This window comes from Laspinema palackyanum D2c (assembly GCF_025370875.1).
Classification (GTDB): Bacteria; Cyanobacteriota; Cyanobacteriia; order Cyanobacteriales; family Laspinemataceae; genus Laspinema; species Laspinema palackyanum.
The window spans coordinates 165,008-182,797 of sequence record NZ_JAMXFD010000005.1 but is presented as its reverse complement, the minus strand read 5'-3'; the positions used below and the strand labels follow the sequence as shown (position 1 = coordinate 182,797).

The 17,790-nt window shown below is 50.0% G+C and carries 12 protein-coding genes; 8 read left to right on the top strand and 4 right to left on the bottom strand.

From position 1 onward, the window contains the following. The first annotated feature begins 274 nt into the window (after positions 1 to 274). From NG795_RS08925 to ccmP, 4 genes are all read left to right on the top strand, one after another. Positions 275 to 1,183, top strand: a complete 909-nt coding sequence (locus NG795_RS08925; protein WP_367288308.1) for a type IV pilin-like G/H family protein — start codon at positions 275 to 277, stop codon at positions 1,181 to 1,183. 263 nt (positions 1,184 to 1,446) lie between these two features. Next, entirely contained in the window at positions 1,447 to 1,644 is a 198-nt protein-coding gene (locus tag NG795_RS08920; protein WP_367288307.1) for a hypothetical protein, read from the top strand. 110 nt (positions 1,645 to 1,754) lie between these two features. Next, positions 1,755 to 2,075 carry a helix-turn-helix domain-containing protein gene (locus tag NG795_RS08915; RefSeq protein ID WP_367288306.1) on the top strand — a complete coding sequence of 107 codons (321 nt, stop codon included), beginning with the start codon at positions 1,755 to 1,757 and terminating at the stop codon, positions 2,073 to 2,075. A 213-nt stretch (positions 2,076 to 2,288) separates the two neighbouring features. Then, on the top strand, positions 2,289 to 2,930 hold the full coding sequence (gene ccmP, locus NG795_RS08910; protein WP_367288305.1) for a beta-carboxysome protein CcmP: 642 nt from the start codon (positions 2,289 to 2,291) through the stop codon (positions 2,928 to 2,930). 36 nt (positions 2,931 to 2,966) lie between these two features. Here ccmP and NG795_RS08905 read toward each other — a convergent pair whose 3' ends face one another. Next, on the bottom strand, positions 2,967 to 3,305 hold the full coding sequence (locus tag NG795_RS08905; protein ID WP_367288304.1) for a DUF760 domain-containing protein: 339 nt from the start codon (positions 3,303 to 3,305) through the stop codon (positions 2,967 to 2,969). Positions 3,306 to 3,740: 435 nt separating this feature from the next. Between NG795_RS08905 and NG795_RS08900 the strand changes: the two genes are divergently transcribed. Both NG795_RS08900 and NG795_RS08895 read left to right on the top strand, forming a co-directional pair. Continuing rightward, positions 3,741 to 4,817 (top strand): glycosyltransferase family 4 protein, encoded by a 1,077-nt coding sequence (locus NG795_RS08900; protein ID WP_367288303.1) that lies wholly within the window; start codon positions 3,741 to 3,743, stop codon positions 4,815 to 4,817. Between the two features lie 331 nt (positions 4,818 to 5,148). After that, positions 5,149 to 7,458, top strand: coding sequence for an amylo-alpha-1,6-glucosidase (locus NG795_RS08895; protein WP_367288302.1), 2,310 nt, complete (start codon positions 5,149 to 5,151; stop codon positions 7,456 to 7,458). Positions 7,459 to 7,650: 192 nt separating this feature from the next. On the opposite strand, the gene NG795_RS08890 is transcribed toward NG795_RS08895, so the two are convergent. The 3 genes from NG795_RS08890 to NG795_RS08880 form a co-directional block, all read right to left on the bottom strand. Beyond that, positions 7,651 to 8,865, bottom strand: a complete 1,215-nt coding sequence (locus NG795_RS08890) for an HhoA/HhoB/HtrA family serine endopeptidase (protein WP_367288301.1) — start codon at positions 8,863 to 8,865, stop codon at positions 7,651 to 7,653. Positions 8,866 to 9,200: 335 nt separating this feature from the next. Beyond that, positions 9,201 to 9,641: an Hsp20/alpha crystallin family protein gene (locus tag NG795_RS08885; protein WP_367288300.1), complete on the bottom strand. Its 441-nt coding sequence runs from the start codon at positions 9,639 to 9,641 to the stop codon at positions 9,201 to 9,203. 246 nt (positions 9,642 to 9,887) lie between these two features. Beyond that, the gene (locus tag NG795_RS08880; RefSeq protein ID WP_367288299.1) at positions 9,888 to 10,142 is read right to left on the bottom strand and encodes a hypothetical protein; all 255 of its coding nucleotides are present in this window, start codon (positions 10,140 to 10,142) and stop codon (positions 9,888 to 9,890) included. 30 nt (positions 10,143 to 10,172) lie between these two features. Here NG795_RS08880 and dacB point away from each other — a divergent pair, with 30 nt between their 5' ends. Both dacB and NG795_RS08870 read left to right on the top strand, forming a co-directional pair. Then, the gene (dacB, locus tag NG795_RS08875) at positions 10,173 to 11,693 is read left to right on the top strand and encodes a D-alanyl-D-alanine carboxypeptidase/D-alanyl-D-alanine endopeptidase (protein WP_367288298.1); all 1,521 of its coding nucleotides are present in this window, start codon (positions 10,173 to 10,175) and stop codon (positions 11,691 to 11,693) included. Between the two features lie 807 nt (positions 11,694 to 12,500). Beyond that, on the top strand, positions 12,501 to 17,669 hold the full coding sequence (locus NG795_RS08870; RefSeq protein ID WP_367288297.1) for a PAS domain S-box protein: 5,169 nt from the start codon (positions 12,501 to 12,503) through the stop codon (positions 17,667 to 17,669). Positions 17,670 to 17,790: the final 121 nt, after the last annotated feature.

The window sequence follows — 17,790 nt, the reverse complement described above, 5'->3', positions numbered from 1 at the left end:
TATCGAAGAAAACAAAACTATCACAAATCTTGGGGAACTGGCTAGATCAACTGGGCTGTTCGATGCGCGCGTCCAGAAGCCAGAATCACAGGGGGCCACTAGGGGGCGATCGGGAAAATTCCAGGATTTGAGACTATTGATTATAGTACAGTATTGATGATTGTTTTTCCAAACTTGATAGGCCAATCCTAAATTGAACGGTCAGAATGATTTAAGCTGGCTATTTTTGTTCAGAGAAATCAAGGGCTATTTTTTTATAAGTGGGTATAGATTCATGAAATTTTTAAATCTTGGTAAAGTCTTTTCAGGTCTAATAATTAGCTTTGTTTTTGCAGGATTGACGCTCACATTGGGGAGCAATCATGCCCGAGGTAACCCAGACTCTGTTTTCCAGAACTATGCAGGAACTTGGATTGCATATCCTGGCGGCGATCAAACAGAGATTCCTTATGGGGTTATTCGGCTCGCTCGCGATAATGAACGACTTCTTGGCATAGTTATATTGCCTTTATATTTAAACGTTTTAGGGCTTTTAGAAGTCATCCCTAGCCAAGAAAATGCAAACAAGCTCGAAGGAAGTCTCTATATCTGGGGAGTTCCAGAAAATGTAATTCAGGTGCCTGTTACGGTGGAAATGACAGAAAATAATCAAAATTTGAAATTATTAATGCTTATGAGTCGGGTTGAGGAAAATTTACTTCCCGAGGAGTTTAGTCGAAACTTTATGGGAGGAATAACCGAAGAAAATCTAACCTTATTATTCTTGCGAATGCCCTCTAATAATGATGTTCTGCAATTATCGGAGCCAAGTATTGAAGAGATGACTCGCAATAATATGCATGGGTTAAATCGAGCGCAACAAGCCTATTTTATTGAAAACAACCGATTGACCCTAGATATATCAGAATTAGGGGTGGGTATCCCATCAGAAAATGAAAATTTCTCTTACCGCATCAACTCCCTCGGTGATAGAGCCGTTCATATTATCGCTATCCCGAAACAAGAAGACTTAAATAGTTATACCGGAGGAGTCTTTGTGCTTGACAATCAGGAGTCCCCCATCAACCAAACCGTGACAATTGTGTGTGAAAGTGAACAGCCTTCGACAAATCCGCCGAGTCCACCTCAGTTAATCGACCAAACACCTCAGTGTCCTAGTGGCTTTCGGGAGGTACCTCGCTAATCATTAGACCGCTTGCATAATGGATAGATCCCCCCAACCCCCCTTAATAAGGGGGGCTTTTAAGAATTTTGCAAGAACTCTATTGAACTGCTGACCTTTGTGGACTTTTTTGCCGACCAAGGGCCAAAATTTGGGAAAAATGCAACGGAAGATACGGTTGGCAATATCACAAAACGTTAAGCTTTAGGCCAAATTTGCCGAGATTTCCAAAGTCTTGACTTAAGATAGATGCAGTGGCATCGGCGATCGCCAGGAGGTGTCGAATGCTGGTTATTGTAATGGAAAATCAAGTGCTGGCTCCCCGGCAAGTCTGTCAAAGCTGTTTACTTGCGGATTCCAGTGGTCAACCCCGATGGCGGGGTGGACAGCTCAGTTGTGGCTACGTCATGACAAAATGCTCGGAGGCTCAACCAGAACGCTATCAGTGCCAGATGGGATTCACAGTGGCCAATATTGATTAGGGGATTTAATATGATTCCCTCCCCGATCGCCGGGGTAGGGACTCTCATCACCCTAGGCCCTGGGTTATTTATATGGATCCGGTTGAGTTGAGGATTGCGGATGCTTTATTATGAAGGGTGCAAATCCCCGAGGCAGTATTTATCGTGACCCCAACATGAAAGTCAATCAGGATATTCTCACGCGCTATTTACATCGACTCCGCAATCAACCGGAATGGTTAAGTTTAAACGAGGTGGCAGAGTCCCTAGGAATCGATCGCGCGGCGTCTCGGCGCTATACGAAGATGGCGATGGAGTGGGGACTGCTAGAACGTCAACAATTGGAAAATCAACCCACCCAAGTTAAAGCAACGGAAAAACTCGTGGGACTCTCTCCGAGTGAAGTGCGATCGGTGGTCCAGGAAAATACTTCCCCGGAATTTTCCCTTTGAGCGATCGCCATTACAGTATTAAACCATCCAGAATGAGTTCCGATTCACCCATCCCGGGAGGGACAAGGTACTCCCTTGCCTTGCCGTTGTCAGAGTTAGGGACCCCTCGGGTCAGTTTTCCTCTGCTGCGGATGCCAACGGTTCCCGAAAATACGATACACTCAAAGGTTGCAGCACAGTGGGCTTTTTGCCCGAACACAGGAGACTTGAACCTTGGGGATAGAACTACGAAGTTATGTATTTTTAGACAACTTGCAGTCCCAACACGCCGCCTATATCGGGACTGTGGCCCTGGGGTTCTTACCCCTACCCGGAGATGCCTCCCTGTGGATTGAAATCTCTCCTGGCATTGAAATCAACCGAATCACCGATATCGCGTTGAAATCGACATCGGTGCGTCCGGGGGTGCAGTTTGTAGAAAGATTGTATGGATTACTGGAAATTCATTCCAGTTCACAAGGGGAAACGAGGGCGGCAGGTGGAGCGATTTTGGAGGCCCTGGGGGTGAAGGAACGCGATCGCCTCAAACCGCGCATTGTGTCGAGTCAAATTATCCGCAATGTCGATCCCCATCAAACTCAATTGATCAATCGTAACCGCCGGGGGCAAATGCTCCTAGCGGGTCAAACCTTATATGTTTTGGAAGTGGAACCCGCTGCCTATGCTGCTTTAGCAGCAAATGAAGCGGAAAAAGCCGCTTTGATTAATATCTTACAAGTTCAAGCCGTAGGCAGTTTCGGTCGTCTCTATCTCGGCGGAGAAGAACGGGACATTTTAGCAGGTTCGGCGGCGGCGGTTGCAGCGATTGAAAATATTGTGGGACGTGAACACCCGATGGCAAAACGAAAGGAATAATCATCGGGATCATATTCGCCGCCTACCCTACCGCCTTTAGGATTCGGAGGAGTCGATCGCCCCAGCTTTGAGGGACTGTTCTAACACTTGTCGCTGTTCGGCATTATGTAAAAAGTAACCACTCATCATCGCCGAAGCTAACATCCGACCTAAATTTTCCCGACTCGTGGTGATGGTGACGCCGAAATGTTCCGGAGGCAAAGCGCCTAACATTCCTCTGAGGTTCCGTTCCATGATTTCCGCTGCTGCACTGGAGGGTTGCGACAGTTTGGCGATCGTCTCCGGGTGCAGTTCTTGCATATATTCCCAGAGGCTATTTTCGTCTTCCGAGTCGTTGCTAAAGAAGGAATGCCCGCGATTCGATAAATTGCTCATGGTTTTATTTCCCTTGGTTAGTCCATCTTTACGGTTTCTATAGTTCTAAGATAGCAAGCTTAAACCCAGAGTTATAGTGAGCAAAACCGAACTACAGTGACGGATTCTGCGAATCGGACAGGACTTACGCAGATTTTGAGAATCCCCCTAAATAATGTAGAGGCGATTCGCTTTCTCGCCTCTACATTATTTAGGGAGTGATGTTATAGATTGCTTAAGTCCAGGGAGCTTTGAGCATAGATAAGCTAAACCGGATGTCTCCGATAAGTCGAGCTTACCGAACTTGACATCGGGCGGTTTTCCGTACTAATGGGCAATTGACGAATTCATCGCACTTTATTTAAAGTGCTGTTAAAGAATAAACCACGCTGGCTTTAATTCCTTAACCAGCCTTTTGAACATTAATTTTTTTCCCTAAAATCAGGAGAGATTTATATGCGGATCGCCCAAGTCGCGCCATTGTGGGAACGAGTCCCCCCTCCGGCTTATGGTGGTATAGAATTGGTCGTGGGTTTACTCACCGACGAATTGGTTCGCCGAGGACATGAAGTCACTTTATTTGCCACCGGAGATTCTATCACCTTAGCAAACCTAGAATCCGTTCACCCCAGAGCAATTCGTACAGACCCGACGGTGAAGGAGTATGGCATTTATGAAATGCTCCAACTGAGTCAGGTGTACGAACGAGCCGATGAATTTGATATTATTCACTCACATACGGGGGCGAGTGCGCTCTCTTACGCTAATCTGGTGAAAACCCCGACGGTGCATACCCTGCATGGGATTTTCACTCGGGATAATGAAAAGCTATTTACTTATGCTCGGAATCAACATTATGTGAGCATTTCTAACGCACAACGAGAGCCACGATTAGGGCTCAACTGTGTGGACACGGTTTATAATGGCATTGACCCCACAATTTATGAGTTTCGATCGCAACCGGAAACTCCCCCCTACCTGGCGTTTTTAGGCAGACTCTCCCCAGAAAAAGGTCCTCATTTGGCGATCGAGATTGCCAAGCGTTCCGGTTGGCGCTTAAAGATGGCGGGGAAAGTGGATCAGGTCGATCGCGAGTTTTTTGAGCGGGAAATTGCACCCCAGATTGACGGCGAGCAGATCCAATATTTAGGGGAAGCCAACCACGCTCAGAAATGTGAGTTACTCGGGGGTGCGGTAGCAACGTTATTCCCGATTACCTGGCGCGAACCCTTTGGGTTAGTGATGATTGAATCAATGGCGACGGGAACCCCCGTGATTGCGATGGAAATGGGGTCAACGCCGGAAGTGATTGCTCATGGGAAAACCGGCTTTTTGTGCCAAACAGTGGAAGAGTGCATCGCGTCAATTGATCAAGCAGCAGCATTGAACCGTTACGACTGTCGCGATCGCGTCCTGTCCCATTTCAGCGTAGCCCGCATGACAGAAGGGTATGAAGCCGTGTATCAGCAAATCATGGCAGAACGCTTCACCAAAAATGGTAAGGTCTTCAGTAGTCGTCTGAGTGTGGCCTAAGTTGGAAGTCGCATAATATCTACCCAGAGATATAGGACAAAAGCAACAACCGGCGGGGGTTAAAACGATTGGCGGCCTAACAGCTCTAGTCGGTTAAAAACCGACTAAAAACACCACGGGACAAGAGTTGCAGTCGTCTTTAGACGACTTTAGCTATTAGGCCGCCAATCGTTTTAACCCCCGCCGGTTGTTGCTCAATAAACCCGGTTTCTAACCCAATCCCAGTCATCCTAAAATAGAAAGCTATAATAAAACAGGCGGTCGTAAAATATTTGGCTCAGTCTAAATTTCTGCGACTGCTTTTTAATGTGTACGAGCAAGTCTGAGGATTATGTCAGATACTGTAGAAATAGAAGGGAAATTATTCGTTCCCGCTGAAGCAACAGCGATCGCCCAATGGCCGAGTGTGGTGAGTGAACATCCCCAACCGACCCTCACTCTCAAAGATGACGATCTATTTTTAATTACCGATACCGTTGGCAATATCGCGGGTTTGCTGACCGATGAACGTCAAGGCAGCATGGGTTTGTTCTGTCACGATACCCGCTTTTTAAGTCGATTAGAACTGCAAATTGAGGGTCGTGCCCCCATTCTGCTGAGTAGCAATGCTCGCAAGGGATTCGCCATGTCTGTATTGTGCGCGAATCCGCGAATTGGCGATCGCATTCGGGCAGAAACGATCGGCATTCAACGAGATATTATCTTGAATGGCGGATTGTTTGAAGAACTCAAGGCAACAAACTATAACACTCACCCGGTTAAATTTCAACTCACCCTCAGCTTTGGGGCTGATTTTGTAGACTTGTTTGAAATTCGGGGATTTAATCGGGAAGGACGCGGCCAACTTTTGCGTCAAGACCAACCCAACAATGGGTCACACAATGGCAATGGTGCAGGGGAATTCGGGGAGAATCCTGAACTGGTGACAGAAGAGGACACTCCCGGGCGATCGCTGACTTCTTGGGGGATGAACCCTCCCCAGGAACTGATGTTAGCCTACAAAGGACTTGACGGTTCGGTGATGGAATCACGCATCAATTTTGTCCATCGTCAACCGGATTATATGGATGGATATACAGCCGTTTGGAACTTAGAACTCGATTCTCACGAAACTCAAGTCTTTGGCTATCGCCTGCAACTGATCACCGACACCCGGCCTACAACTGCTGGAAATACGCCGGGAAGCCTAATGCAGGCGAAAGCATCGATTTTGATGGAAGAGGAAGAATGGCGTAATTCCGCGACGCGGATTCGCACGAATAATAAAGCGATCAATGAAGCGATCGAGCAAGCGGAACAGGATATTTATTTGCTGCGGCAAAGTTGGGGAAAAGGGAAAGCGCTATCGGCAGGAATTCCCTGGTTTTCTACCTTGTTTGGACGAGACTCGATTATTGCTGCGTCTCAAACCCTGATTTTAGACCCAGCGATCGCGCGATCGACCCTGGAAATTTTGGCGGAATATCAAGGCAAAACCTGGGATGAATGGCGGGATGAACAACCGGGTAAGATTTTGCATGAAATCCGCTTAGGGGAAATGGCGCGATGCAATGAAGTTCCCCATACCCCCTATTATGGAACCGTCGATGCCACCCCGCTATGGTTGATGCTGTATGCGGAATATTATGCTTGGACTCACGATCGCGACACCCTCGATCGCCTATGGTCCAATGCGCTCGCGGCGATGGAATGGATTGACCGGGAGATGGAAGCAACCGGCTATCTCACTTATGCCTGTAAATCCAATCGCGGATTGGCGAACCAAGGCTGGAAAGACTCCAGTGATTGCATCGTTGATCGCGAGGGCAAATTAGCTAACCCCCCGATCGCCTTATGTGAAGTGCAAGGATATGTCTATGCCGCTAAACAGCGTGTCAGCGAACTCGCCCGCTTGAAAAAACGCCTGGATTTGGCCGAACGCTGGGAAGAAGAAGCCCGCAATTTGAAAACCCGCTTCAACCGGGATTTTTGGGTCTCAGACCTGGATTTCTGCGCCTTAGCCTTAGATGGGGAAGGCAACCCCATCGATGGCATTTCCTCCAATCCCGGTCATTGTTTGAACTTGGGCATTTTTACCCCAGAAAAAGCTCAAAGTGTGGCGGAACGACTTCTCGCACCGGACTTGTTTAGTGGGTGGGGAATTCGCACCCTCAGCAGCTTATCTCCGGCTTATAATCCAATGGGATATCATACTGGGTCGGTGTGGCCTCACGATAACGCTTTGATTGCTTTGGGATTGCGATCGCAAGGGTACATTGAACAATCCCTGGAAGTGACTGAAAGTATCCTGGATATGACGATCATGCAGCCTTATCAACGCCCGCCAGAACTGTTCTGCGGGCACGATCGCAGTGAGAGGAATGAACCCGTCCAGTATCCCGTCGCCTGTTCTCCCCAAGCTTGGGCGAGTGGCAGTATCTTTCAGTTCATTCATACAATGGCGAATCTCGTCCCTGATGCGCCGGGAAATTATCTGCGAATCATTGACCCCGCCCTCCCCGAGGCGATCGAAAGTCTATCTATGCAGAATCTGCGCGTCGGTTCCACCCTCCTGGATTTAGAATTTGAGCGGTCCGGAACCACCACCGCCTGCCGAGTCACCAAAAAACGCGGCAACCTCCGGGTGGTGATTGAAGCCTAATCCCAAATCCGGGTATGTATCAAAAGGCGTTTTTATAAACGAGTAGGGTGGGAAAAAGCCGACCGTAAGGAAATGGGCTTTTTCCCACCCTACAATTATTGCTCGGTGGATGACACCTTGACCGGGCTAGGTTTTAACCCCTATAAGGTGTTGCCTTACCCGCCGGGGGTTGCCTTCCATCGACTCCAATTCTCACCGAGTATTACTCAATTGAGCAGTTCTCACGGTGAGTTCTAGGGTTTGAGGGCCTCGTTGAACCGTGAGACGGAGGTCACGATTGACGCCGCTATTTTCGACGATGCGCTGCAATTGATCGGCGCTGGTGATGGGGGTGCCATCCACGGCCACGATCGCATCTCCAAGGCGCAATCTGGCCGCTTCTGCGGGGGAATCTCGCAAGACTCGCATCACTAAGACGCCATTGATTTCCGGGACAATTAAGTTGGAATTGCGGTCCTGATTGTTTTGGCGCGCTAAGTCCGGCGTTAAGGTGACCATCTGAATCCCGATAAAGGGATGAGTAACGGTCTCACCTCGGGCTAATGTATCGGTGAGCGCTTTTGCTTTGTTGATGGGAATGGCAAATCCAATCCCTCTGGCATTGGGACGAATGGCGGTGTTAATGCCGATGACTTGACCGAGATCGTTCAACAGGGGACCGCCGGAGTTGCCGGGATTGATAGCGGCGTCAGTTTGTAAAAAGTCCACTCGTTTATCGGGGATGCCAACTTGGGAGGACGATCGCTCTAAAGTGCTAATAATTCCTAATGTGACTGTATTATCTAATCCGAACGGATTACCGACGGCGATCGCCCAATCCCCTACACGAACTTGTGAGGAATCCCCCAACGGTGCAACGGGTAATTGTTCGCCGGGGTCGTCAATCTTGACCACCGCTAAATCCGTAACCGCATCAGTCCCGCGCACTTCCCCCTCGAATGTGCGGCCATCTTTTAAGGTGACGGTGACGCGATCGGCATCACTGACCACATGAGCATTGGTGAGAATTAACCCGTTACCCTCAATAATGAAACCCGAACCCTGACCCCGCAGGAGTTCTTCTTGCTGGGGGACTGGCACATCCGGTCCGAAAAACTCTCGGAACAAGGAATCATTAAAAAATGGGTCATCCCGACGGGCGATCGTCCGTTCGGTATCCAGGCGGACCACAGAAGGTCCGACGAGATCAACCGCTGCGGTGACAAAATTGCCTGCACTTGCCAGGTTTTGCTTCGGTTGGAGGGCCACCGTTACCGGGTTGGCGGGGAGCGAATCCACCGCAGATAAGGGAGTGGCTGCCGCAGAGACAGACCCCAGGGGGTTCAACCAGGCGATCGCACTCCAAATCCCCATTAATAAATAAGTGATAAGGGTTCGCCCATTCGCACAAAATTTAGAAAACGACATCGTTATTATTTATATCCGTCCGTAGAGTAAAAGCGAAAATCGAGGAGACGACGGGTTACCCCATCACCCTCCTCTGATTCCACTGTAATCGAACTCGGCTGCACTCACCATCCTCTGAAGATAGAAAAGTCGCCTGATTTTGGATCAAGATGACGGGGGTGAAGGAGTCACTACCAACGTTTGTAGTAACCCCTTCATCGGTTAGCATTGTGTTGACTCAATCCCGCAGTCACTACGAAGGATGGAGGTTCTCTTGCTTTAAATTAGCTTGCTCATCCCCCGGGTTTAGAATCAGTAGATGCCAGTTTCCTCTAGCCGGAAAGTCAGAACCGATTCTAGCCAATGTTGACTTTAACGACCTTATTTTTCTCCTCTTCCGCTTTGGGCAAATTGAGCTGGAGAATCCCATTTTTGTATTCCGCTTGAACTTCGGTATTTTTCACGCGGGCGGGGAGGGGAATTACCCGGCGGAATTGACCATAGCGAAATTCGCTGCGGGTCATTCCTTGTTGTTCGGTGATGGTTTGGGAGCGACGTTCTCCACTAATTGACACGGATTCGGCGGTGACTTGAACATCGAAGTGTTCGGGGTCCATGCCGGGAATTTCTAGTTTTAAGTGAATGGCATCGCTGGTTTCGGAGATTTCGGCAGGAGGAATGAAGGTCAGTCCGCTATTTTCTGTTTCGGGGGAGGAAGAAATGGTATCGAATAAGCGGTTCATTTCCCGTTGTAGGGTGTCAATTTCCCGGAAGGGGGAGTAACGAATGAGTGCCATAATAGGTTGCCTCCTCAAGAATTGATGTTAGGTTGAGGTGTGAATCGCTTACCTCTTTATGGAATTAATATATCTAAGCTGGGCGTAGGGTTGAGTTCGGTTTTGGGTATGGGGTAAGTGTTAATTACCGCACCTGGAGAGAGGTTTAGGGAGGGAACGACAGCAAGTCTTGAGGTAGAACGAGGGGGAACGACTGAAGTCGTTACTACGAACAATCCGGAAACGACTGAAGTCGTTACTACGAACTTAAGAAACGACTGAAGTCGTTACTACGAACAATCCGGAAACGACTGAAGTCGTTACTACGAACGTGATGAACTGGTAGAATCCTTGGGGGGTGGGGATTTTGGGTTGGGTTTTGACGGAGGTTGTTGATGGGGTGGGGGTTTGCTGTTGTGGGGGTCTCCCGGATTGGGGTTGAAAGGGGGTGAATACCCGGGCGTTTGGATTCTTGGGAAGGGGCGCTTTTTCCTGGAAGTGAGCGCTTTGCTGATGATTCACTGTTGTTTATTTGGACTGTGGTTTCTGCTTATGTTGAGATTGACTCGCGATCGCCTTTACAAATCCCTGAAATCGCTGAATCTGCTGGGATTGATGCTGATGTTGGTTAGTGTGCCGTCTCCGGTGAAGGGACAAACGCCGCCATCCTCTCCACCCCAGCGCTTTTGTCAGTCGCAGTTGGAACCGACGATCGCCGGGATTATTAATCGTCCCGAATTGCGGCGTGCCCGATGGGGTATTCTGGTGGAAACCTTGGATATCCAAGGCGATCGCACCCTTTATCGGCGCGATTCTGAGCAGTTTTTCATTCCCGCCTCGACTGCTAAATTGCTCACAAGTGCTGCTGCATTACATCATTTCGGTCCTGACTTTCGGATTCGCACCTCAGTTTATGGTTCTAATCCGACTGGGGACCGGATTGAGTCTCTGCGGATTGTGGGACGAGGTGACCCGACGATTGGGAAAACTCAGTTAGAGGCGATCGCCCAACAATTGCAGCAACAAGGCATCCGTCAAATTGGCGAACTCATCGGTGAAGATAGTTATTTCATCGGGTCTCCCGTGCATCCTAACTGGGAATGGGAAGATGTCCAGGCGGGATATGGTGCACCTGTAAACAGTCTGATTTTCAATCAAAATAGCGTTGATTTTACCTTAACTCCCCAGGGATTAGGACAACCTTTATCGGTGACTTGGGCGAATCCTGCGGAACAAACCCGATGGCAAGTTGAGAATCAATCCCGGACGGTTTCCACGGATTCCCCGGAATTTTTGGAAGTGGGGAGAGAGTTTACAAGACCCATTGTGCGAGTTTCGGGTCAGTTGCACGTCGGTTCACCGGCAGAAGAGGTCTCGATTTCTGTTGCGGAACCGGCGGAGAATTTTTTAGGGTATTTCCGCCAAGTGTTGAATGGGGTGGGAATTACCACGGGGAGGCAAAGGGTGAGTGACGAGTTTAAAGATATGCCGAATCAACAAGAATTAGCGGCGATCGTCTCACCTCCCTTGTCTGAAATGACGGTGGAAGTTTTGCAAAAGAGCAACAATCTTTATACAGAGGTCTTGCTGCGATCGCTCGGCGCAAATCCCCAAGGCAAAGGCAACAATCCCCTGCCCGAAGAGACTCGGGAGGCGGGTTTACAAGTGTTGAAAGCTGCTTTAACCGAGTTGGGAGTCGATCCGACCAGTTACGATTTAGTCGATGCTTCTGGACTCTCTCGCCGGAACCTCGTCAGTCCCGAATCCCTGGTGCAAACCCTGCGGGGGATGGCGGGTTCTCCTTATTTTGAGATTTACCGGGAGGCATTACCCTTAGCGGGGGTGAGTGGTACGTTGCGGACCCGGTTTCGGAATACCCCGGCAGCGCAAACGGTGCGGGCCAAAACGGGGACGTTAACGGGGGTATCGGGTTTATCCGGGTATGTTCCCAATTCGGAATATGATACGTTATTGTTTAGCATTCTCGTCAATCAATCGGACCAATCCTCGGCAATGTTAAGGACGGCGATCGATGAAATTGTGGTGTTGTTGACGCGATTGGAACGCTGCTAATTTTAGAGGTGCTTTCTACTTTTTGGGACTTGCCCCCTGCCCCAATAGTAGGGGGTCGAACCCTCCCATCAGGCCAGGGAAACGGAAAAAAACTCTACATATTTTTAGAAAAATTAACAATTTCCAGAACAAGGCGATCGCCTCAACCGGGAGGCGACAGGGACAGCGCCTCTTTGAGCGGTTGTGGAAAAAAATGACCGGGGCCAATCCCTACAGGGGGGATGACTTGACAAAGCCTGGATTAGAAATTAGTCTAATAAAGACCAAATAACCAACAATTTACATACTCCCTTTTGAACTTATCAAAACTTATCAAAACTTATCAAAACTTAACCTTCTAAATCGCACCCACCCGTAAAAATACATAACCCCGACCCTGGGCTGAAAGTGGCGAATCTCATCCTTTAGAGGGAGTGAGCGCCCTTGTAAATTCCTTGGAAAATTCTGCGCCCCGCTCTTTTTGAAAACATGGGGGGCCAGGTGCGTTTCATCCTTAGAAGAATGATTTAAGCTAAATATATAGAGATATCTATTTAATTAAGGAAAGAGTCGGAAAAATAGAGCCGGGGTCAACCCAAACCCCAACACCCCAAAATGCGATCGCCCAGGGGTGAATACTGAGCAATTTGGGCCAGGAAACAGCAGGAGGGAAATCGCACCGGATCCAGGGGTGAAAGAACTTCTATAGACCCAAGATCAACTGGGGTAGAGAGGAAACCAGGGAGGCCATCTGCCGAAGAACGCTCCATTCTCCGACGCTGTGATGAACCATAATGATAGACGGAGCTGCAACCACAAGGGTGAATTATGAACTGCATTTTGCTCCTAATTGAGGAACCACAAACCCGTCACCTGCTCATCCAGCAGTTAGGACAACATTACCAAGTCATAACGGGAGAGCCAAACCTGGTGGAGAGGGTGGCGGGTGAAGTCCACCGAAGCTGGAATCGCCTAGACTTGTGCATTGGCGATCGCCTCGGGTTGGAAGCTTACCAGGGGTTTTGGGAAAGGGGAAACCCCTGCCAAGCTCAGGAATTTCCCCTGTTGCTGGTGATTCACCCGGGAGAGTGGGGAATGTTGCCATCCCATCCAGGGGAAGAAGGTGCAACTGGGGAGCAAACCCTTGGAATCAGGAGATATGACGATGCGATCGCCGCACCGATCCAGCCCGAAGAACTCTTCTGGAGAGTCGAAAAACTCTTGAGCGCCAGCCTTTGGGATCGCCATCGAGAGTCCCCTGCCATTTGGGCGGCCCATCTCCCCGAGCAACGGGAATCCCCGATCGCCTGCATCCCCCATTTACAACGCCACCAACAACAAAACGATCAACTCTTCCGCTCCTTTGTAGAAGAAATCCGTGACTACGCCATTTTTCTGCTAGATTCAAGCGGAAGGATTGCCAGTTGGAATCGCGGTGCACAGAGACTGCTAGGCTATTCCTCCACTGAAATTATCGGCCATCACTTCTCCTGTTTTTATCCCCAGGAAGATATTGCCACAGGCAAACCCCAGCAAGAACTCCAACTCGTCGCTACAGCGGGACAATGTGAAGATGAAGGATGGCGCAGGCGACGGAATGGAACGCGGTTTTGGGCCAATATCACCCTCTCGGCATTGCAAGACGCTCAGGGACAATTAGTGGGATTTTCCGTGATTGCCCATGATCTGAGCGATCGCAAAGCCGTAGAAATGGAACTCTGTTCCCTCAACCGTGCCCTCACCACGATATGGGAATGCAATCAAGTCATGGTCCGGGCCCCGTCAGAATCCGAACTCCTCCACGAGATCTGCCGGATCATCGTCGAAACCGGGGGCTATCGACTCGCTTGGGTCGCCTTATCTGAAGCGGAAGAACCGGCGCAATCAGGACAACAACGACCCCTGCAACCCGCTGCCTTCGCCGGAGATGCCCAGGAGTATTTACAACAAATCCAGGCATCCTGGAAACCGCACCCCGAAGGTGGAGGCATGACCCGCACCTGCATTCAGACGGGTAAATATTGCTTGGTGCAGAATATCCAAACCGACCCTAGTTTTGCCCCCTGGCGAGAATTGGCCCTCAACCAAGGGTTGCACTCCACCATTGCCCTACCCCTGATTGGCAAAGACAAAACCTTTGGTTCCCTGCGGATTTATTCAGGAACTGCCAATGCCTTTGATATTGCCGAAGTGGAACTCTTAGGAGAACTCGCCAATGACCTCGCCTACGGCATCGTCGCCCTGCGCGATCGCGCCGAACGCCAAAAAGCCGAATCCGCCCTCGCCAAAAGCGAGGAGCGTTACCGTCGGTTAGTTGAACTCTCCCCAGAAGCCATAATCGTCCACAGTTGCGGCAAAATCGACTTTATTAACACCGCCGGAGCTAAACTCCTCGGGGCCAGCACCCCGTCCGCCTTGGTGGGGTTACCCCTGCTGGATTTCGTGCATCCAGACAAACGCGCCCTGGTGGAGGAACGAATTGAGCAAATTTTAACTGAACATCAAGCCGTTCCCTTTATCGAACAACAGTTTTTGCGCGTCGATGGGACCATCGTGCCCGTGGAATTAGCCGCCACCCCCTTATGGGAAAACAACGGCATCTTAAACCTGCTCACCGTGGCCCGGGATTTGAGCGATCGCAAGCGGATGGAGGCTGCCTTACGCGCCAGCGAGGAACTCCACCGGATCACCCTGAGCAATATCTCCGAAGCCGTATTTATCACCGATCGCAATGGGGCGCTGACCTATATCAGTCCCGCAGTGCGCTTCATCTGTGACTATTCCGTAGAAGAAGCCCAACAATGGGGCCATATTAGCCACCTACTCGGCGATCACCTGTTTGCAGGAGAAGAGGAACTGGATCGTCTAGGGGAAATTCACAACCTAGAACGGACCATCATGGATAAACAAGGGAACCCCAGGACCTTACTGGTGAGCGTCAAACCCGTGGAGATCGAACGGGGAACCCTGCTTTATACCTGCCGGGATATCACCGAACGCAAACAAGCAGAAGAAGCCCTGCGCGAGAGTGAACATCGATTCCGCACCATCTTCGAGGGGGCGGCGATCGGGATGAAAATCACCGATTTAGAAGGACGATTTCTGCAAACCAACCCGGCACTCCAGGGGATGTTGGGGTATAGTCACGCTCAGTTGCGCGACTTCAGCTTTGATTCGATTACTTATCCCCAGGACCTGCCCACCAGCCGACAACTGTTTCAGGAACTGCTCGCCGGTGAGCGCGATCGCTACCAACTGGAAAAACGCTACATCCATGCTCAAGGTCACTGCGTCTGGGTCCGCCTGAGTGTCTCTTCGATTCGAGATACTCAAAACTGCTGGCAATTTGCGATCGGCTTAGTCGAGGATATCACCGAGCGCAAACAAGCGGAAGAAGAACTCCGACTCTACCGCAACCACCTCGAAGAACTGGTGGCGGAACGGACTGCCGAACTCCAGCGGATCAACGAACGGTTAAGAACCGAAATCTCCCGACGAGAACAAGCCCAGCAAGCCTTAATCCGCGTCACCCAAGCAGTCGAAAGTACCAGTGATGCAGTCCTAACCATCGATATTACCGGGCAGGCCATCTATCATAACCGCGCCTTTTTAGATTTATTTGAATGCACCGTTGAAGAACTCAATCACGCCGGTGGACTGCCCTCTTTATTTGCCGATTCCTCCTTGGGTCAAGAAGTGTTTAATCTCATTCACCAGGGAAATAGTTGGAGTTCAGAAGTGCTGATGCGCGGGCAAACTCATCGGTCCTTTGTCTTACCCCTAGGAATCGATCGCAGTACCCTCAATACGATTTCAATCTGGCTGCGCGCCGATGCAGTGACCGACGAAAACAATCAACGAGTCGGGTCGATCTGTGTCTTAACCGATATTACCGACCGTAAACAGACTGAGGCCGCCTTGCGAGAAAGTGAAGATCAATTGCGAACCTTAATTAATGCCATGCCGGATGCCATCTGTTTTAAAGATGGTCGCGGGGCTTGGTTAGAAGCCAACCAAGCCATCCTGAAAATCTTTGACATGGCAAATTTGGATTATCAAGGGAAAACCGATGCCGAGATTGCAGAGTTGAACTCGTTTTATCGCGAGGCGTTTTTGGAGTGCGAACTGTCCGATGAGGAGGCGTGGAAACATGGGATTCTCTCCCATAAAGAAGAAGTGATTCCCGTTCCTGATGGCTCTGAGGTGGTTTTAGATACCCTAAAAGTGCCACTGTTTCACAGCGATGGCAGTCGCAAAGGATTAGTCGTGATTGGGCGGGATGTGACGGAACGCAAACAGGTGGAGGAGGAACGTCTGCGTCTGGCTTCCATTGTGGAGTCGTCCGATGATGCGATTATTGGCAAGACCTTAGATGGGATGATTTTAAGCTGGAATGCCGGTGCTCAGAGAATTTATGGCTATACTGCCGAGGAAGTGAAGGGGCGATCGATTTCAATTTTGATTTTGCCCGATCGCCAAGAAAGCGAGTTACGCCTGTTGGAAGGAATTCGCCAAGGGTCGAGTATTGACCATTATGAAACGGTGCATTTGAAGAAAGAGGGCTCGCCGATCTATGTGTCCCTGACCATTTCTCCGATTAAAGATGCCGCAGGTCGGATTACCGGGGTTTCGACGATCGCCCGGGATGTGACGGACCTCAAGCGCGTTGAGGATTCCCTGGAACGTCTGCGCCATCAAAATGAGTTGATTTTAAATTCCGCCGGAGAAGGCATCTGCGGCATGGATATTCGCGGCAATACCACTTTTATCAATCCCGCTGCTACAAAAATGTTGGGATATTCGATGGGGGAATTGTTGGGCGCACCGTTGACGATGATTTTGGGATCCAACTTTCTGGCCCAGGACTTGGGTGATCCTCGCGATGGGGGTGGAGACTCTTTAGCTCCTCCACTCTATGCGGCAATTTCCGATGGGTCAGTTCATCACGGCACAGCGGTGTTTTGGCGCAAGGATGGCACGAGCTTTCCCGTGGAATATATCACGACCCCAATTCAAGAACAAAATGAAATCAAAGGGGCGGTCCTCACCTTCAAGGATATTACGGAACGTCAGGGGGTGGAACGGATGAAGGATGAATTCATTTCGGTGGTGAGTCACGAACTGCGAACGCCTTTGACTTCGATTCGCGGGTCTTTGGGTCTGCTGGCGAATGGACTGCTGGAGTCTTATCCGGAAAAGGCAGGGCGAATGTTACAGATTGCGGTGTCGAATACCGATCGCCTAGTACGCTTGATTAATGACATTTTGGATTTAGAGCGCATCCAGTCGGGTAAAGTGACGATGGTTGAGCAGTGGTGCAATGCTGCTGATTTGACCATCTTAGCCGCAGATGCCATGCGGACAATGGCGGATAAGGCGGGGGTCACCATCTGTGTTAACCCCATTCCGGTGCAACTGTGGGCGGATCCCGATCGCATTTTTCAAGTCTTGACCAATTTGCTGAGTAATGCGCTGAAGTTCTCCTCCGAAGGGGGTCAGGTCTGGTTGTCCGCCTCTCTCACTTCTGCCGGAGATCCGGATTTCCTCGCTTCACAGAGTCCGGAAGTGCTGTTTCAGATTAAAGATCAGGGACGGGGTATTCCTCGGGATAAACTAGAGACAATTTTTGAACGCTTCCAACAAGTTGATGCCTCGGATTCTCGCAAGAAGGGGGGGACTGGGTTGGGTTTAGCGATTTGTCGCAGTATTGTGGAACATCACGGTGGGCAGATTTGGGTAGAAAGTGTCGTCGGTGAGGGCAGTTCGTTCTATTTCACTCTGCCGGTGGAACGGCCAAATTCTGACTCAGGGGAGGAAAATTGCGATTTGACGGGGGCCGCTACCCAGGACTTAGGGATTGCGGTAGAATCAGGCGATCGCCGGGAAGAACGGTTGCCTCAGGATCATCTGGGACCCGCCCACCCCAACCCGAGGGCTAACTCGTCTACCTCCGCGCCGATTGTTGAGGTGATTGCGCGATTGAAACCGCGATCGTGATTCTACTGAATCTTGGCACTCCCTCTGTCTGGGTGGGAGAGGCGATCGCTTGGCGAGTTCGAGGGATCCCTGAAAAGCCGCAAGTTGGCCGGTGGGTGAACTCTTCCCCGTTAAAATAGAG

Bases quoted from the DNA above. Each gene is read 5' to 3' on its own strand.
- NG795_RS08925 (WP_367288308.1), top strand. From the start codon at position 275: ATGAAATTTTTAAATCTTGGTAAAGTCTTTTCAGGTCTAATAATTAGC.
- NG795_RS08920 (WP_367288307.1), top strand. From the start codon at position 1,447: ATGCTGGTTATTGTAATGGAAAATCAAGTGCTGGCTCCCCGGCAAGTC.
- NG795_RS08915 (WP_367288306.1), top strand. From the start codon at position 1,755: ATGAAGGGTGCAAATCCCCGAGGCAGTATTTATCGTGACCCCAACATG.
- NG795_RS08905 (WP_367288304.1), bottom strand. From the start codon at position 3,305: ATGAGCAATTTATCGAATCGCGGGCATTCCTTCTTTAGCAACGACTCG.
- NG795_RS08900 (WP_367288303.1), top strand. From the start codon at position 3,741: ATGCGGATCGCCCAAGTCGCGCCATTGTGGGAACGAGTCCCCCCTCCG.
- NG795_RS08895 (WP_367288302.1), top strand. From the start codon at position 5,149: ATGTCAGATACTGTAGAAATAGAAGGGAAATTATTCGTTCCCGCTGAA.
- NG795_RS08890 (WP_367288301.1), bottom strand. From the start codon at position 8,865: ATGTCGTTTTCTAAATTTTGTGCGAATGGGCGAACCCTTATCACTTAT.
- NG795_RS08885 (WP_367288300.1), bottom strand. From the start codon at position 9,641: ATGGCACTCATTCGTTACTCCCCCTTCCGGGAAATTGACACCCTACAA.
- dacB (WP_367288298.1), top strand. From the start codon at position 10,173: ATGTTGAGATTGACTCGCGATCGCCTTTACAAATCCCTGAAATCGCTG.
- NG795_RS08870 (WP_367288297.1), top strand. From the start codon at position 12,501: ATGAACTGCATTTTGCTCCTAATTGAGGAACCACAAACCCGTCACCTG.